Genomic DNA, 24,873 nt, shown 5'->3' with positions numbered 1-24,873 from the left:
GGGTTCCTACGTTTTGGGCACCCAAGAACCGCTCAACGAGGAGCACTGACATGACACGCCATCCCGTACGCATCGCCACGATCGCTGTGGCCTGCGCAGCGCTCACGGCCACTGGAGCCGCCGTTGGCCTCGCGGAGACCAACTCGACGGCGAAAGAGCTGGCCCTTTGGGCTATCGCCCCCCAGAAGACCGTCACAAAGCAGACCGACGCGCAGGACGAGTTCAACAAGGAGCACGGCCGTCCCACCCCGACACCCGAGCTGCTCCAGCCCACGCCCGACCCTGGGCTCACGACCTACGAGCCGATCGGCCGCAACGCTCTCCGAGGGACCTACAACTGCGGCGCTTCCGATGTCCTCGCGGCGTTGTCCAAGGACTGGATCGCCGAGTTCTCGCGGATGTACCCGAAGGTGAGCATCAACGTCGACCCGCCCTACGCCGGCAGCCTCGGAGCGCTGGCCCTGATCGACGGCAAGCTCGACTGCGTCTTCGTCTCCCGCGAGCTCAAGCCCTCGGACGACCTGGCGTTCCGAGAGAAGTTCGGCTACGGACCGACGTCGATCCCGATCTCCGGCGGCTCCTACCGCCACTTCGGGTTCCTCGACTCGATGGGCTTCGTGGTCAACAAGGACAACCCGATCAACAAGCTGTCCTTCGACCAGCTCGACCGGCTGCTGTCCACGACCCATCATCGCGGCGGCACGCCCATCCGTACCTGGGGCGACCTCGGCCTGACTGGTGACTGGCAGGACAAGCCGATCCACATCTACGGGATCAAGCCGTGGAACGGGTTCGAGGAGTTCGTGCGCGAGCGCGTGCTCAACTACAACGGTGAGCGCGGCGAGTGGCGTTCGGCGACCCCGGTCGGCGCGGAGCCTGCAGACCCCGACGTCTCGTGGGAGACGACCGTGTTCAACCAGGCCAAGCATGTGGACGAGGACCGGTACGGGATCGCCTACACAGGCATGGCCTACGTGGACCGGCCCGTCAAGGTGCTGTCGCTGAGCAATCATGACAACGATCCTGCGTACGCGCCGACGTACGAGAACGTCGCCTCGGCGCAGTACCCGCTGAGTCGGCTGGTGTACCTCAACGTGAACAAGAAGCCCGGCGAGCAGCTGGATCCGGTCATGCGTGAACTCACGAAGTTCATCATCAGCAAGCAGGGCCAGCAGGTCGTCGGCAACCAAGGCGTGTTCCTGCCGCTGCGCGAATTCCAGAGCTCCGCGTCGTCGAAGCAGCTCGCCACCCTTCCATAGGGCGGACAAGGCACGCCCAGCGAGGTCCAGCACACCGGTGGCCCCGTGCAAGTGTGCACCGGGCCACCCCCTCGCCATCCCGGCGCCGCGCGACCGCGAACGCCCCGTCCAGCCCTACCGGTGTATTCTCCGCTGCGCCACCGTGAGTACCGAACCTCGTGATGGCGGGGCGGTCCGCTGAGTCCGTGGACTCAGTCGGCGAGGATGCCGCGGGACACCAGGTCGAGCCAGCGATCACGCGCTGGCTTCGGCGCGTCCAGGGGGGCCGAGTTCACCAGCAGGTACACGTCCTGCACGGTGACCTCTTCGCGGACGACGCCCTCTTGCTGCGCCGCCCGGAGCAGGAATGCCAAGGCGCGTGCGGCGCGGGCCTCGTCCGGGGAGTCCCCAACGGTCGACGAGCCCATGGTCTGGGCGACCACTTTGACGGCGTGATTGACCGCCGACGCGTCGAGCACGAACCGTAGGAACTCCGTCACCGCGGCCCCACCCGTTTGCTGGCCGGCCTCGACCGCCCTTCGCAGCTCCTCGGAGCGGTCGGCAACTTGGGTCACGAACTCGTCCATGACCGCGGCGACGAGGTCCACCTTGGTGGGGAAGTGGTTGTACAGGGTGCCCACCGCCACCCCGGCTGAGGCCGCGATGTCGGTCATCGCGACATCACGTCCGGACTCGGTGATGCGTGAGCGCGCGGCGTCGAGGATCTTGGCGCGGTTACGCGCGGAGTCCGCGCGTGGAGCGCGCTGCTGCTGGGTCACGGCACAACCTCGGGATCCGATGGGACTTGCGTGAAAGTGAACCTTGGTTCATGATCTAACGTGAATGAAGGTTCACCTTACAGTGAGGACGTCGCCCATGCCCAGCAACCACCAGTCCCGCGTGGCTCTCGTCACCGGCGCCTCGTCCGGGATCGGGGAGGCCGCGGCGCGGAAGCTGACCGAGGACGGGTTCGTCGTCTACGGCGCCGCTCGCCGCCTCGAGCGGCTCCAGAAGCTGGCCGCTCACGGCATCAGGCCATTGGCCATGGACGTCACCGACGACGAGTCGATGGTCGCGGGCGTCAACCGGATCATCGAGGAGAAGGGCCGACTGGATGTGCTCGTCAACATCGCCGGTTATGGCTCCTACGGCGCGCTGGAGGATGTCGCGATGGACGAAGCCCGGCGACAGTTCGAGGTCAACGTCTTCGGCGCAGCCCGCCTGATGCAGCTGGCCCTGCCGCACATGCGGGACCAGCGCGACGGGACGATCATCAACATCACGTCGATGGGCGGACGAATCCACACCCCGCTGGGCTCGTGGTATCACGCGACCAAGTTCGCGCTCGAGGCACTCAGCGACTGTGTCCGACTCGAGGCCGCCCCCTTTGGCGTCGATGTCGCGATCATCGAGCCGGGCGGCATACGGACCGAGTGGGGAGCCAACGCCGCAAAGATGTTGAAAGAGACATCGGGCGTCGGCCCGTACGCCGACCAGGCGCAGGCGGTGGCCGCCAGCCTGTCCGGCGAGGGAAACGCCCGGTTCTCGTCCGACCCGTCTGTGATCGCGAAGGCGATCAGCAAGGCCGCCTCTGCCAAAAGACCCAAGACTCGCTATGCCGTGGGCTTTGGTGCGAAGCCGCTCATCGGCCTTCACGCGGTGCTGCCGGACCGCACGTTCGATGCGTTGATCAAGCGAGCCAGCGGACTCAAGAACTAAGCAGCACCGCTCAATTGCCCCGCACGGACGAATGCACGGCTTGCGAAGGCGGCATAAAGCAGTCCAGGTCATAACGCCGTCGGCAGCCATCGAGGCCTGCCAGCTGGGCGCCACGGGAGCCACAATGGGGACTGAAGCCTGGCCCAACCACGAGACCGGAGGAGCCCATGTCGGCCGATGACACCGCGAAGGTCATGGAGGCATACTTCACAGCGATGGGAAGTGGTCACTTCCAACAGTTCCTCACCGACGACGTCACCTGGACCAGCATCCAGAGCGACGAAGAGCTCTTGGGGTCGGAAGCGGTCGAAGCGGGCATCATGGGCCTGCACGCTCGCATGACCGGCATGAAGACTCGTCAACTGTCCGTCTCGGACGGCACGGCCTATATCGAAGGAAGCTGCGCCGGCCAGGACGGAAGTTCCCGGATCCCGTACTGCGTCGCCTACGACCTCGCCGGTGACCGGATCGCCGCGATGCGCGCGTACGGTGACATCGCCGTGTTTATGCCGCCGCCTTGATTGGCGCCTACGGCGGCCGTCATCTACTGGCTCGCCATGTCAACTGCTCGCGACGCATCGACCGTCGATGGGTGGATCGCAACGCCGCACCTACTGTCAGCGATCTTGTTTGACAGCGACGTCGACGTCTGGCGCTCGTGCTCGCAGGACGGCACTCGCATGCCGCTCCGCGGAGTTCAGGCATCCGACCTCGGGACCGGGCCGACGGGTCCAGCCGCGCACAGCGGGGCGCTCAACCGAGCTCGTTGCCCCACTGCACGTCTCCGTGCAAGTACACGACCTGGCCCGCCTCGCTACTCCAAAGATCAATCCACGTCGGCACACCCCGGCCCCGGAGCGATGGCGAACACGTACCCAGCCGCGACACGGCGTCGCTGGACGACCAGTCCGGCTGACAGCCAGCCCAACCGCCGCACCCACAGCCTTCATGGGCCACGAGCGCACCGCCGCTGACAAGCTCCTGCGCCCGCTGGGGCGTGATGTCCTCCCGCTCAAGGACCAGCAGTCGACCGCTGGGGTCGAAGAGCTCGCCAGCATGGTTGTACCTGCCGGGTCGCACCGCGTGCTCACCCGCTTGCCGCGACTTCGCCTCGCTCCAGGTGGGCTGCTTGATCAGCTCGGCGAAGGTCGGACCCTTTGACTTCCTGGCCACACGCACATCCTCGCAGCCTCACGCCGGGGCGCCGCGACCTCCCTCTCGACGTCCGCGCATGCAGCGGTCAGGGTGGGCGGCTGGCGGCGAAATGCTCCAGGGAAACGGCGGTTCGCCGTCAAGCGCGGAGACGCTCGGTCGGCTGGCCTGTGAGGTCTGCGATCAGGTCGAAGTCCTTGTCCAGGTGCAGGATGGTCAACCCGGCCAGCTCGGCAGCGGCGGCGATGATGATGTCCGGGATGGAGGGCGCCCGGTGCTGACCTTGGCCTGCCAGCATCAGTTGCACCTGGACCGCCCGGTCTTCGACCGCTGGCGTCAGGTGCTCCACCGGCATTGCCGACACCGGCGGGCCGGTGAGGAGCGAACGAGCGTCGTCAGCGTTGCGCGCGGAGTAGCCGACCTCCAGGCGGGTCACGGTCGTGATCCGCACCAGACCCCGCTCGATCCGCTCCGCCCAGAGCGCAGCATCCGGGCTCCCGCCCAGGCGCACCAGCGCTGATTTGTCGACCAGCCACTCGGTCACTGCCACGCCGCGCCCATGACCTCGGGGTCAGCCAGATCCGAAACCTTGTCGGCGAAGGATCGCAGGTCGGCTGCGGACACCGTGGCGCCCGAGGTCGCCGCGTCGGCCGCGAGACGTCGGCGGATGTATTCCACCCGCGAGAGCCCCAATCGGGACGCATGTGCGTCCACGCTTGCCAACACCGCTTCCGGCACGTCACGAATGAGCACGTCGGCCATCACGACCACCTCCTGATATCAAACGATATCAGACTGGTCGCGCGCACGCGGCTATACGCGCTCGTATCAGGCGGAATCGACTCTGATGCCGGTCGTAGCGTTCAGACGCCGGAGACGTATGCGGTGAGGAAGTGGACGCCGTGTCGGTCGAGGTTGTCTCGGGCGCGGTCGTAGTGCTCGGTGGTTCGCGGGTCGGCGTGACGCGCCAGGATCTGCGCGTCTCGCAGCGGGACGCCGGCGTCCAGGGCGTTGGTGATGGCGGCGTGACGCAGGGAGTGCGGGCTGATGTGACGTGGGATCCCAGCGGCCTTCGCGATCCGGGCGACCATGCGGTAGGCATCGCGTCGGTCGATCGGCTTGCCGGAGACCGGACGAAACACCAGCGGCCCGGTGGTGCGCGGGCCACGGCAAGCTTCGAGGACGCGAAGGACAGGCACGGTCACGGCCATGGTCGCAGGCTTGTTGCCCTTGCCGACCAGGTGCAGCACCCGGTGTCCGCGGTCCATCAGGCCCCGGTCACCGAGCCCACGGATGTACAGCTCGACGTGGGCTCGCTGGATCCCGACCAGAGGGTCGAGCCCGTTGCACTCGCACCAGGCGAACCACTGTCGTAGCTCGAAGGCGTACAGGGTGTGGGTGTGCCCGGCGTAGCGGGCTAGGTAGGACACGGCCGCCAAGTGGGCGGTCGACATCGTCGCCGGCTGGTACGGCAGGAGGAGAGTGGTTGGGCTGGACATTCGGTCACCTCACGCGGCGACCTGACTCTGGCCAGACCCCGCTCGCCGCCATCGTGGCCGGGCACCGGGATGCCGTCGACGCTAGGCCGCCAAGTTGGGTGATCGAGCCGCGTCAGCAGGCGGCGGAAAGGGCTTCTTCGCGCGCTGGCCCGGATGCGTCAAACAGTCGGGCTCCAGGGGCGGCCGGACTCACAGGTGCAGTCTGATGACGAACAGCAGGTAGGCCAGGACCGGGAGCGCGACGACCGACAGCGCCGCGACCGCCGTGCGCACCCGGTCCCGATCTCGCAGGATCACCCTGAGCAGGAGGAACGCCTGGATGCCGACAAAGCCTCCGAGGCAGTTCAGGATGACGTCGTCGATGTCCGACGCCCCCACCGCGAACAGACCCTGCAGGATCTCCACTGCCACGCTCGTGAGGGCGAGGGTGAGCATGGTCCTGGGCACCGTCGACTTCGCCCGCATGGACAGGTACGCGCCGAGCGGGATGAATAGGAGCACGTTGCCGGCGAGGTTTCCGAACGCGAACCTGCTCACGCCGGTTGAACCGCTGAACAGGTAGGTCGAGATGCTCGCGAACGGGACGAGGTTGAACGATCGCTCCGAACCCGGCGGCCGCGACAGGAACAGGAGCTTCAGTGCGAACACCACGTAAAGGGCGAACACGGCACAGATGACGACGGTCTCGAGCCTCGCGCGCAACGTCATGAATCGCCAGCTCGACCGATCGTCGACCATCTCGGGTACTGACTGCTCAGGCACTCCCGCACAGTAGGTGCTGCACCTGTCCGCACGCTGCGGCCCCCCGCGCCCTCCCCGACGTGATCCTCAGGACCCGCCGGGGGCCTGCGAGCAGGGGCGCCAGCTCCCGACGCGGCGGAACGACGCGCCTTGGTGCGGGATTGCCGCCAGACCAAACCGGCGCCTGAGACAAGGGTGTCGCAGGTCGGACTTACCCACGCCCGTCATCACCACAGGCGGAGCAACGTGCGCCAACAGCCACGCTGAGGACGATTACGCCCATCGAACGGATGCTCGCGTTGCCGGTGGCCCGGAGGACCTGCCGCGGGCCACCGGCAGGCGTTCTCTCAGGAGGCCGCCTTGGCAGCGTCCTGGATGAGGTCGGCGACTGCTTTGGGGTGGCTGAGCATGGCGACGTGCGACGACGTCGGCAGCTCGACGACCTTGCGGGCGTTGGCGCGGGCGTACATCCACCGTTCGGTCTGCGCCGGGATGGCCTTGTCCTGGCCGGCGACCAGCCCCCAGGAGGGGATGGTGCGCCAGGCCGCGGCTGTCGTCGGATAGATGAACGAGTCCGCGTCGAAGGGCCGCTGAGTTGCCTGCAGCAGCCGGAACGCGGACGCGGAGATGTCGGCCGCGAAGGCCGCCTTCCCGTCCTTGCTGAGGTACAGGTCGGTCCCGGTGGTGCCGTCGGGTTTGGTGTACGGGACCGGCACGCTCACCGGCAGGACTTCGCTGCCGGGGAACTTGTTGATCAGGTCCGCCTGTGTCTCGCCGACGTCGGGGACAAATGCGGCGATGTACACCAGCGCCTTGACGCTGGCCTTGCCCGCGGCGGCGTTGGTGATGACGGTGCCGCCCATGGAGTGCGCGACAAGCACGACTGGCCCGCTGATGGAGTCGAGCAGGCTGGCGATGTACGGGGCATCGGTCGGGATGCCCCGCAGCGGGTTCGACCCGCAGATGGTGGGGTAGCCGGCGCCCTGCAACGGGGCGATGACGTCGTTCCAGCAGGAGGAGTCGGCGTAGCCGCCGTGGACCAGGACGATGGTCGGCTTGGTCTTCGGTGCGGCGCCGGCGTCGGGCATGGTCGTGGCACCGGCAGCTTCCGCGCCCAGGGCGGTAGCGGTGAGCGCGGCAGATCCGGCCACGGCGGCGCCGGTGACCAGGAGCTGGCGACGGGAGAGGTTCGGACCCATGATGAGCTCCCTTCTCAGGCCGCGGTCGGCGACTGCGCGGCGGCGTGGATGAGGTCCGCGCTCGCTTGGGCCTGCGAGATGTAGACCGAGTGGCTGCCGGCCACCTCGTGCGTCGTGGCGCCCGCGCGCTGGGCCATGGCGCGCTGCGCAGGCGGCGGAATCATCCGGTCGTCGGACGCGACCAGATACCAGCTGGGCTTGGACCGCCATGCGGGGGTCGAGACGGTGCCGGCCAACGCTTCGACACCCCACGGGACCTGGGAGTTGGCCATGAACTCGGCAAGTTCCGGCTTGAGGTCGCCGGCGAACGAGTCGTGGAACTTGGTTTTGTCCAGGGCCAGGAGCCCGTTGCGGGGCGGCAGGATAGGCGGTACCGGCGCGCCCGGCGGTGGGTCGGCGATGAGTGTCTGGACGGACTCGCCGGCGTCGGGTGCGAATGCGGCGATGTAAACCAACGCGGACACCTGCGGATGGGTGCCGGCTTCGGTCACCACGACGCCGCCGTAGGAGTGTCCGACGAGGACGACGGGGCCGTCGATCTCCTCGAGCACGTGGTTGACGGCGGCCACGTCGTCGTCGAGTGAGGTGGTCGGGTTCTGTACGACTGCGATGTCGTAACCGTCACGGCGCAGAAGGTCGTGGACGGGCTGCCAGCCCGAGCCGTCGACGAAGCCGCCGTGGACGAGCAAGATGGTCGGGGTACTCATGGTGCTCTCCTTGGGTCGATGCCCCGGTGTGGGGCTCGCTCGACGCTAGGAGTCGGGGGTGGCAGGGCGCGTGCGTCAAGTGACTGGGTCGGGTACCGGTCTTCGCGCGTCGGGTGCCGCGCCTCAGTCAGTCGACTTGCGTTGGCCTTCCGAGGATTCTTCTGACTGTGCGACGGTTGCACCATGCGTGGCCTGGTCGTGCTGTGCCAGGGCGTCGCGAAGCGCGGCCCGTGAGGTGATACCGAGCTTGGGGAACAGCTCGTACAGGTGTGTCGCCACGGTGCGTGGCGACAGGAACAGACGCTCGCCGATCTGCTTGTTTGTCAGGCCGGCGGCTGCGAGCTCGGCGACCTGCCGTTGCTGTGGGGTCAGCGTGCCGGCGGCGCTTCTTGACAAACGCGCCGGCGGCCGTGGGCTGGCCTTTCCCGCAGCACGCAGCTCCCGGACGGCGCGTTCGGCCCACGGCGCGGCCCGGAGCCGGTCGAACAGGTCGACCGCCTGTTGCAGGTGAATGCCGGCATGGGTCGTTCGGCGGGTGCGCCGCAGGTGTTCTCCGTATGCGAGCTGGATGCGGGCCACCTCGAAGGGGTGCAGGGCGGTGCCCGGGAGCGCCAGCGCTGCCTCGAACGCCTCGTCGGCGTCCTTTTCGGGCTTGGTGATGGCGGCGGTCATGGCACTCGCGCCTGTGACCAGCAGGTCCAGGCGTGGTGAGATGTGGCCTATGCCGGCTTGGGTCATGGCCGCCACATGGGCCACGGCTTCGCCGGCCCGGCCGGAGCGAGTGGCTGCCTCGGTCAGGTCGAGGACCAGCCACAACGCGAGTGGTGCGTGTGTGGCCAGTTCGCCGGCCGGGCTGACCAGGCTCGCGTGCCGGAACGCGACGTCGAAGTCGCCGCGCGCCAGTGCTGACTGAGTGTTGAGCTGGGCGATGTAGTGCTGGATGCAGCCCACGCGTCGCGGGAACCCCCACGCTGCCATGCGGTTGGTCATCGCTCGCACCGTGTGCTCATCGCCGTGGGCCGCCGCGACCAGCCCCTGCAGGAAGTGCCCGGGCCAGGCGAGCATCTGGAATCCGAGGTCGTCACACAGGGCCAGCCCCTCACCAGCCTCCTGCTGCGTCTCGTCCCAGGCGCCGGTGAAGTAGTGGTGGTTGGCCAGCAGGAACAGCGCGTCGATGGACGCGGTGACCGCGCCACCGGAACGGCCGTCTTCGACGACGCGCCGCAACGCGGGCAGGCAGCCTTCGACCCGGTCGGTGAACACCGCGGCGATCCCGATCCGGCGGATGTGCGCCGCGTCCGTTTCTCGGTGCAGCAGGGCGATGGCGGTGTCGAGGCCGCCCAACACGTCAACGGCCAGGCGCGCGGGGTCGCCGAGCGTGGACCGCAGCAGCGTGAGGTCCAGCGGCGGTGCCGGCTCGAGTCGTGCCATGGCACTGTCCAGGGGCGTCCACAGCTCCGGGCGGCCAGCGAAGTAGCAGACCAGCAGCAGGGTGTGCAGGGTCTCGACCAAGACCTCGTTGTCGGCGCGGAACGGGCCGCTGTGCATCTCGATTGCGTTCACCAGCAAGCGGTAGGTGGTGTCCAGGTCACCGTTCTGGTTGAGCAGCTGCGCGGCCGCGGCAAGGGTCACGGTCAAAGCAGCATCAGGGTCAGCCTCGAGGGCGGCTTCGTCCAACACCGGGGATGCCATGCCGAGGTCGCCGGTGACGTTCGCGCCCAGGTACGCGGCGTGAGCCAGGCGCCGCACCTTGTGCGAACGGTGGGGGGTGAGGTCGGCAGCGCGGACGTATGCCGCGACCGCGCCGACTGGGTCGCCTCGCCGAGCCGCCCGGCGCGCCACATGCTCCAGTTCTGCTGCAGTAGGTTCATCCGGTCCCAGAGCTGCTGCGGACATCTGCCAGGCACGCCGGTCCGGGTCGTCGGTCAGACGCGTCGCGAGGACATTGTGGGCTCGGCGTCGCTCGGCGTCGGTGGCCATTGCCACGACCGCAGACCGGGTCAGGGGGTGCCGGAACTCCAGGCGCCCCGTTAGCGGGTCGACGTAGATCAGGTTGGCCACCTCGGCTGGTCCCAGGGCCTCCAACCGGTCCACCTGCGACTCCTTCGCACCGGGCCGGACGCTGCTGGCGTCGGTGAGGACGCGCAGGTCACCGGTGCCCTCAAGGGCGGCGAGCAGGAGCAAGTCGGCGGTCTCACTGGGTAACGACCTGACGCGGGCCGCGAACATCGCCTTGATGCGGTCGGTGACCGGGAGAACGTCGGGCGCTCTGGTCGCCTCGGCGTGACCCAGGTTGGCCAGAGCCCTCGGCAGCTCGAGCAGCGCCAGGGGGTTACCGCTCGCGTCATCGAGGATGCGGCGCCGGACCTGTCCAGTGAGGCCCGGGTACGACTGGTCCAGCAACGACTGCGCTGACGGGCTCGACAATGGCGCGACAAGCAGTCGGGGCAGGTCGACGTCATCGAACAGGCCCGCCTCCCCGGGTCGCGCGGCACCCACGAGTCCGACCGGAATACCGGCCAGTCGACGGGCGACGAACGCCAAGACCCGCGCGCTCGCCTTGTCCATCCACGGCAGGTCGTCCACCACCAGCAGCACGGGGTGGTGCTCGGCTGCCTTGCGCAGCAGGGCCAGCGTGGCGGTGGAGACTCGAGCTGGGTCACCTGTGTGGGCGCCGCCGAGCTGGACCGCGGCACCGAGCGCCTCCCAGTCGGATGGGTCGAGCTGAGGCATAAGGCCGATGAAGGGGCCGAGCAACTGGTTGAGGGTAGCGAAGCTGACTTCCACCTCGAACTCCGCACCGGCGGCCAGCACCACACGCAGGTCCAGGTCGGCGGCGCGTCGAGCCGCGGCCTCGAGCAGGGCTGACTTGCCGACGCCGGCTTCTCCCGCAATCAGCAAGGCTCCGCCGCGCCCCGCGATGACATGGTCAAGAAACTCGCCGAGGCGGTTCAGCTCGATGTTCCGGCCCACCAACGGAGCCTGCGCTTTGCGTGACTCCGGGAAGCCGCCAGCACTTTCATCAACGCCAGTGTCGGCTGGTGGCGCAGACGTCGGGCGGTCAGGTTTCGACCCTCGATGTGTCATCTCACCCTCCCGAGCGAAACCCGAGCTGGCCCGTTGTACCTCCCGCGGTCGAGTTCCACAATCGGGTGGCGGAAGGTACCGCCAGCGTATCGACGTGGGCGTCAACGTTGGCGCGGCTGCTCGCCTCTTGACCCGTTGCCCAGTTTGCCCGGTTGCGGACGGCTCGTCGGGTGATCTGGGCGCCACCCGGCATACGTGCGGCTCAGCGGAGTCGCGCTGCGGCGGCGGCGTCAACGATGTAGGGGGTGCTGACGAAATGGATGCCCGCCTCGCGCGCGAGGGTCGTCATCTGCTCCGCCTCGGCGTCGGTGAGATGGACGCCCGTGGGGTCCTTCTCGCCGCGCTCGTCGCGGCCTGACTGGTGCCAGAGCGTCGAGGCTCCTAGTCGTCGAGCCTCTTCCAGCAGGCGCGGCAGTTCGGCCTCGGGTCGGTGGCTGTAGATGATGTCGGCGTGGTCGGGCAGTCCGTCGGCGGGTCGCGTCTCGGGGCGTCCGTCGACGAGGCTCATCACGTAGAGGTCGTCGGGGTCGGGGCCGCCCTGGAAGGTGAGCTCCAGCCCGGCGTGTGCCAGTGCATTGGGGACGTCCTCGGACGGCCAGTCGTGCAGCACCATGGTTCGGGCGGTGTGCAGGATCTCGATGGGGTCTACCACTGTTCAGCCTCCGTGGTCTGGGTGAGGTGATCGGATCGGATCAGGTCTGTCGCACCAGGGGACGAGCCAACCGATGACGTTGGGCCAGAAGAGAAAGGCGCGTTCACCGTCGTCGCGCAGGTACTGGTGCACACGCACTCGGGTGCCGACAGGCGTCGGCTCGAAGGTGATGTCGGTCTGGCTGTCGTCGACGATGCCCCGATAGGAGAGGCGGGCGCCGGGTTCCCACGTTGTGATCTCGGCGATGACGAGCTCACCATCGGGGTAGACCTCGAGCACATGGCCTCCCAGCCCACTCTCGACGCGCATCATGGGGGATCGGCCGGCGTCGAAGTAGTTGATAGGACCGGGGATCCACCAGGAGTTGATCTCGGCCGTGAACGCCTCGAATGCTCGCGCGGGCGGCACGGCGACCTCGACGCTTGCCCTGGCTTCAGGGCGCGGAGCCTCGCTCGCGGCTTTCCGGGGGTTGCTCACGGTCGCGCCCGTCCGCGCGAGGGTGGCTGTCGGTTGACGGAGCTACCGTCTCCGGCACCGCTGTCGAGTCTGCCCGCGGTGGTCTCGACATGGGCCCGGAACGCGGCGAGCTGCTCACTCCACTGGGCCTGCACCTGGTCGACCCAGGCCCGGGCTGCAACCAGGCCCTCAGGCCGCAGTGTGAAGACGCGGCGACGAGCGTCGTGCGGATCGCGGCTGTCGTGGACCAGACCGGCCTCAAGCAGGATGCGCAGGTGGCGACTCATGAGGGGCGGGGACACCGAGGCATGACGAGCCAGGTCGCCCGCGCTGAGCGGGCCTCGGGCCAGCGCTTCGACGGTCGACAGGCGCACCGGATCGGCCAGTGCTGCGAAGCGACCCACCGCAACATCCTTGTCCATCTGACTAATATTTCACGATTCTTGCAACTAATCAACGAGCGCTAGCCATGAACGGCGCCATCCACCGCCAACGGCCCGGCCGATGGCGCGCACTCCGGGGGGCGCAACATGTGCCCAGCCATCTGTCGCCGCGCGTCAGTCTGGGCGGGTCCGACGCGTGTTGGGGACCTTCACCTCAGACGCCGGCGACGTATGCCGTCAGGAAGTGGACGCCGTGGCGGTCGAGGTTGCCTCGGGCGCGGTCGTAGTGCTCGGTGGTTCGCGGGTCGGCGTGACGCGCCAGGATCTGCGCGTCTCGCAGCGGGACGCCGGCGTCCAGGGCGTTGGTGATGGCGGCGTGGCGCAGGGAGTGCGGGCTGATGTGACGTGAGATCCCAGCGGCCTTGGCGATCCTGCTGACCATGCGGTAGGCATCGCGTCGGTCGATCGGCTTTCCGGAGATCGGACGTAGCACCAGCGGGCCGCTGGTGCGTTGGCCTCGGCAGGCTTCGAGGACTCGGAGCACGGGGACGGTGACGGGCATGGTGGCCGGCTTGTTGCCCTTGCCGACCAGGTGCAGCACCCGGTGTCCGCGCAGGGTGTCGGCGTAGTCCTCGATCCGCACCGCCGCGGCTTCTGACGCGCGTATGGCGTTGATGCCCAGCAGGAAGGCCAGGGCGCCGTGGTGGACGGTGATGCTCTGGGCGACCTGCAGGAACCGGATGAGCTCGAGCCGGTCCAGTCCCTGGGTGCGGGTCTCGTCGCGGTGGACCTTCGGGAGCCGGGCGTAGACGGCCGGGTCGGAGCCGATCAGGCCGTCGATGTGGGCGAACCGGAAGTAGCCACGCACGGCGTGCATCATCGTCACGACCGAGGAGTCCATCAGGCCCCGGTCACCGAGTCCACGGATGTACAGCTCGACGTGGGCGCGCTGGATCCCGACCAGCGGGTCGAGCCCGTTGCACTCGCACCAGGAGAACCATTGCCGCAGCTGGTAGGCGTACAGGGTGTGGGTGTGCCCGGCGTAGCGGGCTAGGTAGGACACGGCCGCCAAGTGGGCGGTCGACATCGTCGCTGGCTGGTAGGGCAGGACCAGAGTGGTTGGGCTGGACATTCGGACACCTCACGCGGCGACCTAACTCGTGGCCAGACCCCGCTCGCCGCCATCGTGGCCGGGCACCGGAATGCCGTCGACGCTAGGCCATGTGGGGTGACCGAGCCGCGTCCGCACGCGGCGGAATGATGCACCTCGGGGCGGGCTGGCTAGCAGGCCGGACAGACCCTTCGCCTGAGGAACAGGTCGTCCGCACTTGCCGAGAGTCGGACGTTTGCACCACTCGCACCCCGGTACCACCTGCGGTACCATCGATCTGTGCCCTCCGTTGCCAAGATCCTCGCCGAGATGCGAGCCAATCCCCGCAACGTCCGGTACGACGACCTGGCCAAGGTCTGCGAGCACCACTTCGGCCCACCGCGCACCACCGGCGGGTCGCACGCCGTGTTCAAGACGCCGTGGCCCGGCGACCCGCGGGTCAACATCCAGAACGACCACGGCAAGGCCAAGGCCTACCAAGTCCGGCAGGTCCTGGCGGCCATCGACAAGAAGGAGGCGAACCGATGACCACCGCACTCCCTGAAGTCACCCACTACACCTACCGTGTCACGTGGTCGGAAGAGGACGCGGAATTCGTCGGCACCTGCCTCGAGTTCCCCTCCCTGTCCTGGCTGGCGGCCAGCCAAGACGACGCGCTGCACGGCATCCGCGATGTGGTGCGCGAGGTCGTCGCAGACCTACACGCAGGCGGGGAGCCGATCCCCGAGCCGCTGTCGTCTCGGACCTATTCGGGCAAGTTCAACCTGCGCGTCGGTGAGCGCCTGCACCGCAAGCTGGCACTGGAGGCCGCGCAGGAGCACCTGAGCCTCAACCAGTACGTCGTGCGACGCCTCAGCGACGCATCCTGAACAGCCAACGCCAACGATGCTGTCTTGAACCCATCGGACTAGCCTCGGTCCGTGTCCACGAAGTCAGAGCGTCGGGCCGCACGCGAGGCGGTTGCGGCCTACCACGAGGCGCAGCTGGCTGTCCTAGTGGAGCGCGTCGGCGAGGGGATCGACACTTTCCGTGCAGGTCATGTGAATGCGTTCGATGTCGACCAGATCCTGTTCCAGTACTCGCGTGCTGCCAAGGAACTGTGGAAGTTCTGCAATCTGGTGCATGTTGAGATCGCGGCCCGCGTCATCACCGAAGAGGCGCCGACCGACTGGTGGGAACGCGGGGCGCCCAAGAACCGGTGACGAGCTGTCTTGCCGCGCGGAGGACGTTCGTCCGACCATGCCGCGCGGAGGACGTTCGTCCGACCATGCCGCGCCGATGACGGCAACGCTCTTCCGGAGTCGCCGTCAGGGTGGCCCGGCTCGCGGTGGAAGCGTCGCACCGCGCTGAGTGCTCGGGCGCGTTCACCGGTCGCGTGCGTGATCTACCGGATCTGCCGATGACAGCGGGTTAGCGCTGCCCGACTCCGACTCGGTCTGTCGTGGCGACCGGCGAGGTCACTAGAATCGGCAAATGGCCGCTCCCATCGAGCTGATCAGGCGCGTTCCGCTCTTCCAAGGACTCGACGAGAAGCATCTGAAGAGCCTCGCGCGCAGTTTCAGCGACCGCACCTTCAGTGCCGGGGAGCTCATCGTGAGAGAGGGTGCGGGCGGTGTCGGCTTCTTTGTGATCGAGGAAGGCGAGGCTGTCGTCACAGTCCACGGCCAGGCCCGACGGACGCTCTCGCCCGGAGACTACTTCGGGGAGATCGCGCTGATCGACGAAGGCCCGCGCACCGCGTCGGTCGAGGCCAAGACTGACATCAGGGTTCACGCTCTCTCACCGTGGGAATTCCGGCCGCTCGTCGAGGAGAACGCCTCGATCGCATGGCCGCTCCTCGTTGCACTGGCGCGGCGGCTGCGCGAGGTCGAGCACATCGGGGCCTAGCGGCTCGCCAGGCTCGACGAGAACCTGCGCCGCCGAGCCCGTGCCGTTGCGGTCGACATCGCGGAACGCTGCGCGCGAACGTTCGGGCCGCCTCTCGTGCCGAACGAGTGCCTCGGGCGCGAGGTCAGATCGTAGGACACAGCCCGTGGCGGCGAAGTCGCCGAGCAACGTCCTGAAGACGAGGTCGGGCAGCCGGGCGTTTGACACAGCAGCCTTGAACACTTCCTCGACGCAGTCGCCGTGAGCGACGCATTCGTCGTGGATTGCGATACCTCCGGCCAGGAGGGCCCGACTTGGCACCTCTTCGCTGCGCTGTCGCTGCCGCGCCCGGCTACGAGCGGCGACCGGACATGCCGGCTGAGGATGGCAACGCTCGTCCGGAGTCGCCGTCAGGGAACCCCGGCTCGTGGCGCAAAGACGCACCTGCCGTCATGGGCAGAAGTCCATCGGCGCTTCGCTGGAGGGTTTCGCTACTCGGCGCGGAGAGCGCCGAGTACGGGCCACGGCGGACCCTGGCGCAGCAGGGTCAGGATGTCGCGGCCGTGTCGGTGCCCATCCGGGAACTCGTCGCGGACGTCCCAGCGCCAGGCGGCGACCATGGCAAGGACGAGCCGTCGACACTCGGCGAGAAGGTCGAGGTCGAGATTCGGATAGTGCCCGCTGACCTCGTCCGGCACGTGGGCGACGTCGAACTCGATGGGACCACGGCAGCAGGTCTCGAAGTCGATGAACAGCAGCCCGTCTTGGGTGCGCAGGACATTGCCGTGATGTGGTTCGCCGTGCAGCAACTGCTCGGGAGCGCCGCGTCGGTGGATCCGCTCACTGGCGTCCTGCAGCGTGCTCAGGAGCAGCCGCCGGTCGGTCTCACCGAGCCTCGGGGTCTGCTCTGGGCTGGAGAGCAGCCGTTCCGCCTCGGCGACTCGGTCCAGGAAGTGGGACGTGTGGGACCTCACAACCTCGACGCCCCGTAGACCCGCGTGCAGGCGGCGAAGCGCGTCCGCGTACCTGGCTGGTGAGTCCCCTGTGTCAGGCACGGACTCGTGGTAGGTCCAGAACGTCACCGTGAGCCCGTCGCGCTCGTAGACCCGCGGCTCGACCCGGGGCTCGAGCACCGCGACGGGGCTCGCCGTTGCTGCCAGTCGCTGCGCGAGCTCGACCTCGAGCGCGGCGACCTCATGCCCGTTCACTGCTACTCGAACGAAGACCTCACACGGGGCCAGACGCAGAGCCAGCTTGTTCGAGTTGTGCAACACGACGACGTCGTCGACCTGCAGCCCGCAACCTCTGGCCAGAGCTGAGGCCGTGGCCAACGCGCGGGAAACGAGCTCCGCCTCCACGACGTGGATTCTCGCACCCGCTCGCGAACCGCGGCCTGGCAATGCCCATGCGCCCGTCAAGCGGCGGAAAGACTCACGCTGCTGCGCCGGCGCCCCGGAGGCATGCGGTCACTCCGGTGGAGAGCGTCGTCGGGGCTTCCGACGAACGTTCGCTACGACGGAGCGACCTCGAGGTGCACCCGAATGACCATGTCAACGCGGGACAGTCGAGGTCCATGACGGGCCGCTTAGGAAACCCTTCACCGTCACACGGACCTCCCTGAGCCCCTTCAGACAGGGCCAGGCCCACGAACCCGAGAGCGACCGAGAAGTCGGTCCAGAAGCCCTGGCCGGGCCGGTCCGTGCTCATCAGCGCGAAGACCAGCGGCGCGACGCAGATCCCGACGAAGACCCCGGCTCAGGCGATCCCGCGCACGACTGACGTCATGGCGCCATGATGTCAGGCCGGTCCGGGCCCGGGACTCCACGCTTCCCACAGGCCTCCACGCATGCCAGGGCACGCCGTGGCCCGCGCGGCCCCCTCCGGGGGCGTGCGCATGCCACGGCAGCGATAGTCGGCGTCAGCTCGGCGCGGGGAACCCGGCCGGGCTGTGGTGACCGGTCGTGTCGACGGCGCGGACCCCGAACTGCACGTTGTCCTTCGAGATGTCGAGCGTCACCGCGGTGACGTTGCCGACCGGGATGGCCTGGTCCCACTCCGGTGCCGTGCTCTCTCGCCACACCACCTCGTAGCCGGCCAGGTCGGCGGAGGTGGAGGCGTTCCAGCGCAGCGTCGAGTCGTTGGTGAGAGCGGTGGTGTCGATGCGGACGTTCTTCGGTGTGCCGGGCGCATTGGCCAGGGACCAGAAGGTCGCCAGGTTCACCCTGGTCACATCCGCGATGTAGCCGAAGTCGCAGAACTCAATGAGGTCGCCGCGCTGAATGCCGTCCACGACAGCCACGTCGTTGTGCTCATGGAAGAAGTTCTCCGCCTCCTCGGTGAAGCGCATGGCGGGATACCCCTGCTGCAGGAAGGAGACGTGGTCGCTCGACCTGAGATAGCGGTCCCGCCGGTAGATCGTCCGGACGTCCATGCCCGTGGCGCCGTTGTCGGCGATCTCGCGGACGAACCGGGCGAGCTGCCTCGAGGGCCCGTCGTTCTCGCCGCCGATCGCCTGGCGGATCGCGGTCTGCTGCACTGTCTCGGAGGTCGGGACCCCCTCTGCGAACAGACGCACCACGTGCTTGTACTTCGTGCCGTCGTCGGCGGTGCTGCTGCCGACGATGTCGTTGCTGGCCATACCCTGCACGTCGGTGCCGGCGGCCTTCATCTGTGCCGCCATGAACGCAGACCCGAAGAGCCCCTGCTCCTCGCCCGCGACGGCGGCGAACACGATCGTCGCCTCGGGCTGCTGGGCGGCGCTGAGGATGCGCGCGAGCTCGAGCACGAGCGCGACGCCCGACCCGTCGTCGTCGGCACCGGGCGCGTCGTCGGTGGAGTTCAGGACGTCGGTGACGCGTGAGTCGTAGTGCCCCGTCACGACATACGTGCGCGCCGGGTCGCTCGCGCCCTGCAGCGTGGCGATCACGTTCGTGATGGTCGTCGGGACCGGGATCCGGGGCCCGGCCGGCTGGACGAAGCTCTGCTTCTGGACGGTGAGCCGCCCGGCCGACGCGGCGGCATACCCCTGCAGGGTCTGGTAGATCCAGTCCCGCGCGGCTCCGATGCCGCGGACCGGGTCGTCCTGCGAGGAGAGCGTATGCCGGGTGCCGAAGGACACGAGCTTCGTGACGGTCCCCTGGAGGTTGGTGGGGTCCACCTGCGCGAGCAGGGCGGCCAGCTCCGCGTCAACCAGCTGAGCGGTCGGCGGGGGTGGGGAGGCCGGTGGTTTGACCTCGGCGTATGCCGGAGAGGCCAGAGCGGTGCCGATGAGCGGTGCCGCTGCACCGGCTGATGCGGCCGCGATGGCCGTGGACAGGAAGGTGCGCCGGGTGGGTCCGGCGCTTGGCACAGTACCCATCCTGGCGTTCTACGCCCCTCACCGGCGCTTGTCCAGAAGAACGCGTGGCCGGCGCAGGTCCTTCCGAGCAGGAGGCGACCAAGCCAGCCTCGCTCGCCTCCACCGACTTCTCCTCGCAGGACGGGCCGAGCGAAGGCCCGTCCGTCGGCCTCGATGAAGTTGATCCGATCACCTCACCGGAGCTGGCGCCCCACGAACTCGATGGGACCGTCCCAAACGACGGCTCCGCTTTCCGCGCCCGACAAACAACCAATGGCGGAAGTCACCGAGTAGATGGATCGCCAAGACCGCCGCCCGTTCACAGCTGCGGGGACCGATAAGCGGCGGTATGACGCGCCTCGGAGCCGCAGCCCGAGTGCCGGACAGAAGTTTCGGCGAGGGAGCAGACGAGCAGCTCACCCCGGGCGCCTTCATCTTCAAAGGGACCCTCAACGCCGCGGTCTCGACATGTGACGTGCTGTTTGGGCCAACGACATCGTCGACTGGGCCGAGGAACGCTCAAGCTCACGGCGCCAGGTCCAGGAGTCCAACTAAACGCTCGGAGCGCGACAGCCCCGCGGTCGATGCCAGCTTGCTCAGCGTTGACGAGGTCGTCGAACTGTGAACGAATTGTTCGCACCGTGCGGCGGCCGCGACGACCGTTTCGCATCGAGTCAGTACGAGCCCATTCGCTGACCGCCGGACGGCGTACTCAAACAGGTGGACATCGTCGGCGCGCTGCTGCGCGACGTCCCCGCCCACGGCGTGCTCTGTTTCGGGGAGGCCGACAGGCCCCTGATCGGTGCACCTTTCACCAGAGGGGTGCAGGTACCGTGGCCCGGGGAAGCCCTACTCCAAACTGCAGGCACTCGGGCCAATCATGGCGCAGCCCTCAACGAGATCCGCCGAGACCTCGCGCGCGCTGCCGACCGCCTGTCAAGCAAGACCGCGAAAACCAGGCGAAATGACCCGCCGACTTGGGTACCACCTTGCAGCGGTCCCCAGAAGTGATACGTGGAATTGGCCCTCATCTGTCGTCCCCTCCAAGGTGGCGTACGGCCCAGTCGTCCAAGACTCGCTTTCAATATCATCGCTCCCGGTCAGGGTGCGGAGCGATCACTGAAGGAACAACACGAGGGAAGGCACCAAGGCAGCCACTACGCCTATACCGAGTTGAAGATTACTGCTAGAAACCCAGCTGGCTGAAGGGGACTGCGCTAGCGACAAGAAACGATCTCTTTGGTCCCGAAGCGAGGCAGCGTCAATATTGGTTGCTCCCTTTTTCTGTTGCTGCAGCCTCGCTTGCAGTTGCAACAGTCGCGCCGCACGTTCCTCCCGAATTGCCCGCGAAATGGCGTGCTGTGGGAGATAGCCCGCCACGAAGGCAACGGTCGCTGACATGCCGAGCGTGATTAATCGAATAACCATCAAGATTAATTGAGACGTCACCGAATCGCCGCTCTTGGCCGTTGGTAGCCACATCGCGAACGGAATGAGCAAGTATAAAACAAAGGCGGTGCAAGCGACGAATGTAGCTCCGGCTATTCTTGAAAGTTGCTCCACGCCGGGAGTGTGCCCAGGGAAGTCAGGTAGTAGGCGGAACGCGTGGGATCGTTCGAGATTGCGAATCAGCGCCACGGCAGAAATGACCCAATATGATGCTGCGGCGACCAGATAGCCGTCGAGTAAAATAATTACAGACGTGAGCCAATTGGACGTCACGATATGCTCACCGTCATCTACACGGCCCGCCATGTATAGCGTTAGTGGCCCGAGCAGGGCCACGGCAAACGATGCGGTGCATTGGCGCCGAGCCGGTAGCCAGGTCTCAGCCCATCGCGCATACACAAGCGAGGCGACTTCAGGGACAAGAGCCGCATCGATCTCTTTACCGGAATTGACGTATGCTCGGGTTGCGACGTTCGTCGCCCAAGCGATGACAGGACCGATTGCTATATACCACGCGCACCAGCCGAAGTAGTTGAGCATCCAGAATGCCCGATTCTCGGAATGCGATAGAGCAATGACGATCGCGGCAATGAGGAGGGCACCATAGAGAGCAAGGTGCTGTAATTTGTAACGGCCACTGACGGCGTAGCCGGTCAGTCGCAGTCCCACATACCTATTCAGATCGCGGGCGAATTGATCTCTGAATGCCCAGGGGCGGCCCGGATCAGCTGCAGGTGCGGAATCCTCACTCATGCATGGAGGATAGCGTTCGGCGCGTGCCGCCACGGATAAACGCTCGAGCAGCTGCGTGGTGACTCATGAACGCAGATGTGAGGCCTCGACAGCGAGAGCGCGGGGCCTAGGAGATGGTGCCGGCGAGCGATAACCGGCGCTGCACGCGCGCGTCGCAGATCCGGCTGGGGTCGCTGACCTGACTCGTGCCACCTGAGGGCTGAGAGCCCAGTCTTGCGACGTTTGTGCTGGTCAGCGGCGTGGGCGCGAGCTGAGTGACACACCCCGCGGATCGGTAGTGTCGGGTCGTGGTGTTCGTGCGGAAGTCTCCGGGCCGGTCGGGCAGCACGAAGGTGCAGATCGCGGAGCGGCGAGCTGGCCGTGATGTCGTCTTGGAGCACGTCGGCACCGCACGTGGTGAGGCGGAGCTCGCGGTGCTGATGGCTGAGGCCAGGCGGCGGCTGCGGCCCGGTCCGGAGTCGCTTGAGCTGGAGGTGTCCGGCATGCCGCAGCCGGGCCGGGCCGGGGTGATCACCGGGAAGCGGTCCGTGCTGCTGTGGCACGTGCTGACCAGCGTGTACGCCCGGCTCGGGTTCGACGCCCTCGACGATGCGGCCTTTCAGCAGCTGGTGCTGGCCCGGATCATCGAGCCGACGTCCAAGGCCGACTCGCTGCGGGTCCTCGACGAGATCGGCGTCGAGCACGCGTCGCTGCGGACCATGTTCCGGTCGCTGCAGCGGGCCGCGACGGGCGGCTACCGCGACCAGGTCGCCACGGCGTGCTTCACCCACGCCGCGGCCAGCGGTGATGTGTCGCTGTGCCTGTACGACGTCACGACGCTGTATTTCGAGGCGGAGAATGAGGACGAGCTGCGCAAGGTCGGCTACTCGAAGGAACGACGGGTCGACCCGCAGATCGTCGTCGGCCTCCTCGTCGACCGCCAAGGCTTCCCGCTCGAGATCGGCTGCTGGGAAGGCAACAAGGCCGAGACCGCCACGATCATCCCGATCATCCGCCAGTTCCAGGCGCGCCACTCGCTGTCGGACATGGTCGTCGTCGCGGACGCCGGCATGCTGTCCGCGAGCAACCTGAAGGACCTGCACGAGGCCGGGCTGCGGTTCATCGTCGGCTCCCGCGTCACCAAGGCACCGGCCGACCTGGCCTCCCACTTCCGCTGGCACGGCGACGCGTTCACCGACGGGCAGGTCATCGACACGATCACCCCACGGGTGGCCACCAAGGCCACGCAGGCGGTCAACGACGTGAACAAGAAGGCCGAACCCACCTGGGACCCGGCCGTCCACTCGCGGTCGTGGCGGGCAGTGTGGGCCTACTCCCGCAAGCGTGCCGTGCGGGACGGCAAGACTCTGACGCTGCAGGAGAACAGGGCCAAGGCCGTCGTCGCCGGCGAGAAGGTCGCCCGTACCCCACGGTTCGTCACCCTCCGCAACGGCAGCCAGTCGCTCGACGAGGCGTCCCTCGCCCGAGCGCGACGCCTCGTCGGAATGAAGGGCTACGTCACCAACATCCCCGCCGACGCGATGCCCGCCGGCGAGGTCATCGCCAGCTACCACGACCTCTGGCACGTCGAGGCGTCGTTCCGGATGAGCAAGAGCGATTTGCGTGCTCGGCCGATCTTCCACCACACCCGCGAGTCGATCGAGGCCCACCTGACCATCGTCTTCGCGGCGCTGGCCGTGGCCCGCTACCTGCAGGACGCGACCGGGATGAGCATCAAGAAGATCGTGCGGACGCTACGGCCGCTGCAACAGATCAACGTGCGCATCGCCGGCCATGACCACCTCGCCGAAGACCCCCTCACCCCAGCCGCCAAGGCCATCCTCGACGCCCTCGACCTCAACCCTCACTGACACACCCCGGTGGCACGAGTCGGGCGGCGAGCGATAACCGGCGCTGCACGCGCGCGTCGCAGATCCGGCTGGGGTCGCTGACGAAGCGTGGACGCGCTCCCGGGGCACCGGGATCCATCGACGCTAGATCCGCTCGTGATCAGGCCGCGTCCGCACGCGGGGAAGTGACGCAACGCGCAGATGGGAACCACTTGACCCGCAGGGGCGGCAGAAGAGGGTCGGTGCATGTCCGTGTGGGAGTCAGAAGGCGTTGAGAGTGCTGTCCTAGAGGCACTACGGGGGGGCACTTGAACAACCCCGGAGGGCACCACTTTGGACGCCCGTACCTGACTGCCTACCAGCTCGCCATGGCGGTAGATGCGTCCCACCCCAACATCCGGGCGGTGCTTGGTCTTGAGGTGGGCGGTGCCGGGACCGGGGAGCGCTCCAGCCTGTCGCAGTATCTTGCGCGTGAGCTGTCGAATCGAATCAAACGTGCGCAACAGGCCGGGGCTCCTTATCCCGTCGAGGCGCCTTCGTGTCGAACGAGGGCATCTTGGAACTCGCCTACCGCACACCTAATGGACAAAGGCTCAGCAGCAGTCTCACGGGCACGGGGTACGACCTCTCCATGTTCCGCCTCGCCTGACCAATCGAGTTGCAAGTCCAAGACGCTCGGATCTGGGTCACGGATCGATCCTGGCGAAATGACGCACTTAATTCAGCCAATAGGTGAGGCACATGTTCAGCGATTACGCGACGCGGTGGTATCGCCAATGGCGCACCGTTGCAGGCATCGGACTCAGCACGCGGCGCACGGCACGGTGGGCAGGGCCAGGCTCCGACGAAGTCAGCTCCCTAAACCGGGAGGCACCTGTACCTCCCGGGCGACCTCCTTAGGAGTCGACGATTCCCACCAAGCGCATAAGCTCGCTTGGAGACGTGGTGTAACTGACTCCGGTTTGCGCGTTCAACTCCGCCAGCACTGGCGCAAGTGATCGGCTGCTGCTGAAGAACACCACTGGAGTCGTATCCCCCGCGGCCCGCAGTTGGCTCAGCAGTTCTAAACCAGCCCTAGTATTGAGCCGACCCGACGACTCGATTCGAGACATATCTGAGATGATCACCTCGAATGGGCCATCGGTCTCCAACGCGTTTAGCGCCTTCGTGGTCGATTCAGCCTGCACCACTTGGAAATTCGCATCGCGTAGCCTCGCACGCTCGTAAACGTTGGCTTCCAGGCGGTCGTCAACCCACAGCACCGAGCGGTTCCGCTGACGTCCTTCATCGAGCTTTGGTATTTGCTGATCAACATCGATCCTTGCAGACTCCAACTCGTTCACTCGATCCTGAAGGTCGGTGATAAGTCTGCGCAGGCCCTCCGATGCACGCTGAATCGACACTTTAGTGCCTGCGACTTCAACGTCTACCGATTCACTGTCACCGAGGATTCTTCGCAATGTTGGCAGCAGCACAACAATCAACGCAACCAGGGCAAGTGGCCAGACGAGAGACGCTACGGACTCGATCAATGCCGGCGCTTGATCCATTACTGGCTCCATCAGTGAGTTGGTGAACTGGTTCTCATGCCACTGTGTCGTACGTCGCGTCAGACCCTAAGCGCCGTCCGTGTGGACAGTGACGCCGCGTCGACGAACGAAGGGCTAATTGCCATTGCAATGTCTACCATCCTGC

At 67.1% G+C, this 24,873-nt stretch carries 24 protein-coding genes; 8 read left to right on the top strand and 16 right to left on the bottom strand.

Translation table 11 applies throughout. The features are described from left to right. Window positions 1–50 precede the first annotated feature (50 nt). Window positions 51–1,259 carry a PstS family phosphate ABC transporter substrate-binding protein gene (locus ACWEOW_RS02005; protein ID WP_452267469.1) on the top strand — a complete coding sequence of 403 codons (1,209 nt, stop codon included), beginning with the start codon at window positions 51–53 and terminating at the stop codon, window positions 1,257–1,259. Between the two features lie 191 nt (window positions 1,260–1,450). Here ACWEOW_RS02005 and ACWEOW_RS02000 read toward each other — a convergent pair whose 3' ends face one another. Then, window positions 1,451–2,017 (bottom strand): TetR/AcrR family transcriptional regulator, encoded by a 567-nt coding sequence (locus ACWEOW_RS02000; protein ID WP_452267468.1) that lies wholly within the window; start codon window positions 2,015–2,017, stop codon window positions 1,451–1,453. Window positions 2,018–2,114: 97 nt separating this feature from the next. On the opposite strand from ACWEOW_RS02000, the gene ACWEOW_RS01995 reads away from it, so the two are divergent. Further along, on the top strand, window positions 2,115–2,957 hold the full coding sequence (locus ACWEOW_RS01995; protein ID WP_452267467.1) for an oxidoreductase: 843 nt from the start codon (window positions 2,115–2,117) through the stop codon (window positions 2,955–2,957). 167 nt (window positions 2,958–3,124) lie between these two features. Next, window positions 3,125–3,478: a nuclear transport factor 2 family protein gene (locus tag ACWEOW_RS01990; protein WP_452267466.1), complete on the top strand. Its 354-nt coding sequence runs from the start codon at window positions 3,125–3,127 to the stop codon at window positions 3,476–3,478. Between the two features lie 770 nt (window positions 3,479–4,248). Here ACWEOW_RS01990 and ACWEOW_RS01985 read toward each other — a convergent pair. From ACWEOW_RS01985 to ACWEOW_RS01935, 11 genes are all read right to left on the bottom strand, one after another. After that, window positions 4,249–4,653, bottom strand: a complete 405-nt coding sequence (locus ACWEOW_RS01985; RefSeq protein ID WP_452267465.1) for a PIN domain-containing protein — start codon at window positions 4,651–4,653, stop codon at window positions 4,249–4,251. After that, complete coding sequence (vapB, locus tag ACWEOW_RS01980) at window positions 4,650–4,871, bottom strand: type II toxin-antitoxin system VapB family antitoxin (RefSeq protein ID WP_452267464.1); 222 nt, start codon at window positions 4,869–4,871, stop codon at window positions 4,650–4,652. Before vapB ends, ACWEOW_RS01985 begins: the two co-directional genes overlap by 4 nt. Window positions 4,872–4,972: 101 nt before the next feature. Next, entirely contained in the window at window positions 4,973–5,608 is a 636-nt protein-coding gene (locus ACWEOW_RS01975; RefSeq protein ID WP_452267463.1) for a tyrosine-type recombinase/integrase, read from the bottom strand. 189 nt (window positions 5,609–5,797) lie between these two features. Beyond that, on the bottom strand, window positions 5,798–6,370 hold the full coding sequence (locus ACWEOW_RS01970; protein ID WP_452267462.1) for a VanZ family protein: 573 nt from the start codon (window positions 6,368–6,370) through the stop codon (window positions 5,798–5,800). A 326-nt stretch (window positions 6,371–6,696) separates the two neighbouring features. Continuing rightward, entirely contained in the window at window positions 6,697–7,548 is an 852-nt protein-coding gene (locus ACWEOW_RS01965) for an alpha/beta fold hydrolase (protein WP_452267461.1), read from the bottom strand. Window positions 7,549–7,562: 14 nt separating this feature from the next. Beyond that, the gene (locus ACWEOW_RS01960; RefSeq protein ID WP_452267460.1) at window positions 7,563–8,255 is read right to left on the bottom strand and encodes an alpha/beta fold hydrolase; all 693 of its coding nucleotides are present in this window, start codon (window positions 8,253–8,255) and stop codon (window positions 7,563–7,565) included. Between the two features lie 123 nt (window positions 8,256–8,378). Beyond that, window positions 8,379–11,228: an ATP-binding protein gene (locus ACWEOW_RS01955; RefSeq protein ID WP_452267459.1), complete on the bottom strand. Its 2,850-nt coding sequence runs from the start codon at window positions 11,226–11,228 to the stop codon at window positions 8,379–8,381. A 316-nt stretch (window positions 11,229–11,544) separates the two neighbouring features. Next, a complete protein-coding gene (locus tag ACWEOW_RS01950; RefSeq protein ID WP_452267458.1) occupies window positions 11,545–11,994 on the bottom strand; it encodes a CoA-binding protein in 450 nt (149 codons plus the stop codon). 3 nt (window positions 11,995–11,997) lie between these two features. Then, window positions 11,998–12,471 carry an SRPBCC domain-containing protein gene (locus tag ACWEOW_RS01945; RefSeq protein WP_452267457.1) on the bottom strand — a complete coding sequence of 158 codons (474 nt, stop codon included), beginning with the start codon at window positions 12,469–12,471 and terminating at the stop codon, window positions 11,998–12,000. Continuing rightward, on the bottom strand, window positions 12,468–12,872 hold the full coding sequence (locus tag ACWEOW_RS01940) for an ArsR/SmtB family transcription factor (protein ID WP_452267456.1): 405 nt from the start codon (window positions 12,870–12,872) through the stop codon (window positions 12,468–12,470). Before ACWEOW_RS01940 ends, ACWEOW_RS01945 begins: the two co-directional genes overlap by 4 nt. A gap of 175 nt (window positions 12,873–13,047) precedes the next feature. Next, entirely contained in the window at window positions 13,048–13,965 is a 918-nt protein-coding gene (locus tag ACWEOW_RS01935) for a tyrosine-type recombinase/integrase (protein WP_452267455.1), read from the bottom strand. 258 nt (window positions 13,966–14,223) lie between these two features. On the opposite strand from ACWEOW_RS01935, the gene ACWEOW_RS01930 reads away from it, so the two are divergent. The 4 genes from ACWEOW_RS01930 to ACWEOW_RS01915 all read left to right on the top strand — a co-directional run bounded on the left by ACWEOW_RS01930 (window position 14,224) and on the right by ACWEOW_RS01915 (window position 15,831). Further along, on the top strand, window positions 14,224–14,472 hold the full coding sequence (locus ACWEOW_RS01930; protein ID WP_452267454.1) for a toxin HicA: 249 nt from the start codon (window positions 14,224–14,226) through the stop codon (window positions 14,470–14,472). Next, window positions 14,469–14,813 (top strand): type II toxin-antitoxin system HicB family antitoxin, encoded by a 345-nt coding sequence (locus tag ACWEOW_RS01925; RefSeq protein WP_452267453.1) that lies wholly within the window; start codon window positions 14,469–14,471, stop codon window positions 14,811–14,813. The genes ACWEOW_RS01930 and ACWEOW_RS01925 overlap by 4 nt, the downstream gene beginning before the upstream one ends. 51 nt (window positions 14,814–14,864) lie before the next feature. Next, window positions 14,865–15,146 carry a hypothetical protein gene (locus ACWEOW_RS01920; protein WP_452267452.1) on the top strand — a complete coding sequence of 94 codons (282 nt, stop codon included), beginning with the start codon at window positions 14,865–14,867 and terminating at the stop codon, window positions 15,144–15,146. A gap of 271 nt (window positions 15,147–15,417) precedes the next feature. Then, window positions 15,418–15,831: a cyclic nucleotide-binding domain-containing protein gene (locus tag ACWEOW_RS01915; protein ID WP_452267451.1), complete on the top strand. Its 414-nt coding sequence runs from the start codon at window positions 15,418–15,420 to the stop codon at window positions 15,829–15,831. A gap of 470 nt (window positions 15,832–16,301) precedes the next feature. On the opposite strand, the gene ACWEOW_RS01910 is transcribed toward ACWEOW_RS01915, so the two are convergent. From ACWEOW_RS01910 to ACWEOW_RS01900, 3 genes are all read right to left on the bottom strand, one after another. Next, on the bottom strand, window positions 16,302–17,168 hold the full coding sequence (locus ACWEOW_RS01910) for a phosphotransferase family protein (protein ID WP_452267450.1): 867 nt from the start codon (window positions 17,166–17,168) through the stop codon (window positions 16,302–16,304). Between the two features lie 560 nt (window positions 17,169–17,728). Beyond that, window positions 17,729–19,168, bottom strand: coding sequence for a M28 family metallopeptidase (locus ACWEOW_RS01905; protein ID WP_452267449.1), 1,440 nt, complete (start codon window positions 19,166–19,168; stop codon window positions 17,729–17,731). A 1,095-nt stretch (window positions 19,169–20,263) separates the two neighbouring features. Then, window positions 20,264–21,349: a hypothetical protein gene (locus tag ACWEOW_RS01900; protein WP_452267448.1), complete on the bottom strand. Its 1,086-nt coding sequence runs from the start codon at window positions 21,347–21,349 to the stop codon at window positions 20,264–20,266. A 287-nt stretch (window positions 21,350–21,636) separates the two neighbouring features. Here ACWEOW_RS01900 and ACWEOW_RS01895 point away from each other — a divergent pair, with 287 nt between their 5' ends. Then, complete coding sequence (locus ACWEOW_RS01895) at window positions 21,637–23,199, top strand: IS1634 family transposase (RefSeq protein ID WP_452267447.1); 1,563 nt, start codon at window positions 21,637–21,639, stop codon at window positions 23,197–23,199. A gap of 875 nt (window positions 23,200–24,074) precedes the next feature. Here the strand turns inward: ACWEOW_RS01895 and ACWEOW_RS01890 are convergent. Then, a complete protein-coding gene (locus ACWEOW_RS01890; RefSeq protein WP_452267446.1) occupies window positions 24,075–24,728 on the bottom strand; it encodes a hypothetical protein in 654 nt (217 codons plus the stop codon). Window positions 24,729–24,873 lie beyond the last annotated feature (145 nt).

The organism is Monashia sp. NPDC004114 (assembly GCF_053603855.1).
This window is presented reverse-complemented; position numbering and strand designations above follow the sequence as displayed.

Bases quoted from the DNA above. Each gene is read 5' to 3' on its own strand.
- ACWEOW_RS02005 (WP_452267469.1), top strand. From the start codon at position 51: ATGACACGCCATCCCGTACGCATCGCCACGATCGCTGTGGCCTGCGCA.
- ACWEOW_RS01995 (WP_452267467.1), top strand. From the start codon at position 2,115: ATGCCCAGCAACCACCAGTCCCGCGTGGCTCTCGTCACCGGCGCCTCG.
- ACWEOW_RS01990 (WP_452267466.1), top strand. From the start codon at position 3,125: ATGTCGGCCGATGACACCGCGAAGGTCATGGAGGCATACTTCACAGCG.
- vapB (WP_452267464.1), bottom strand. From the start codon at position 4,871: ATGGCCGACGTGCTCATTCGTGACGTGCCGGAAGCGGTGTTGGCAAGC.
- ACWEOW_RS01975 (WP_452267463.1), bottom strand. From the start codon at position 5,608: ATGTCCAGCCCAACCACTCTCCTCCTGCCGTACCAGCCGGCGACGATG.
- ACWEOW_RS01965 (WP_452267461.1), bottom strand. From the start codon at position 7,548: ATGGGTCCGAACCTCTCCCGTCGCCAGCTCCTGGTCACCGGCGCCGCC.
- ACWEOW_RS01960 (WP_452267460.1), bottom strand. From the start codon at position 8,255: ATGAGTACCCCGACCATCTTGCTCGTCCACGGCGGCTTCGTCGACGGC.
- ACWEOW_RS01940 (WP_452267456.1), bottom strand. From the start codon at position 12,872: ATGGACAAGGATGTTGCGGTGGGTCGCTTCGCAGCACTGGCCGATCCG.
- ACWEOW_RS01935 (WP_452267455.1), bottom strand. From the start codon at position 13,965: ATGTCCAGCCCAACCACTCTGGTCCTGCCCTACCAGCCAGCGACGATG.
- ACWEOW_RS01925 (WP_452267453.1), top strand. From the start codon at position 14,469: ATGACCACCGCACTCCCTGAAGTCACCCACTACACCTACCGTGTCACG.
- ACWEOW_RS01915 (WP_452267451.1), top strand. From the start codon at position 15,418: ATGGCCGCTCCCATCGAGCTGATCAGGCGCGTTCCGCTCTTCCAAGGA.
- ACWEOW_RS01905 (WP_452267449.1), bottom strand. From the start codon at position 19,168: ATGGGTACTGTGCCAAGCGCCGGACCCACCCGGCGCACCTTCCTGTCC.
- ACWEOW_RS01900 (WP_452267448.1), bottom strand. From the start codon at position 21,349: ATGAGTGAGGATTCCGCACCTGCAGCTGATCCGGGCCGCCCCTGGGCA.
- ACWEOW_RS01890 (WP_452267446.1), bottom strand. From the start codon at position 24,728: ATGGATCAAGCGCCGGCATTGATCGAGTCCGTAGCGTCTCTCGTCTGG.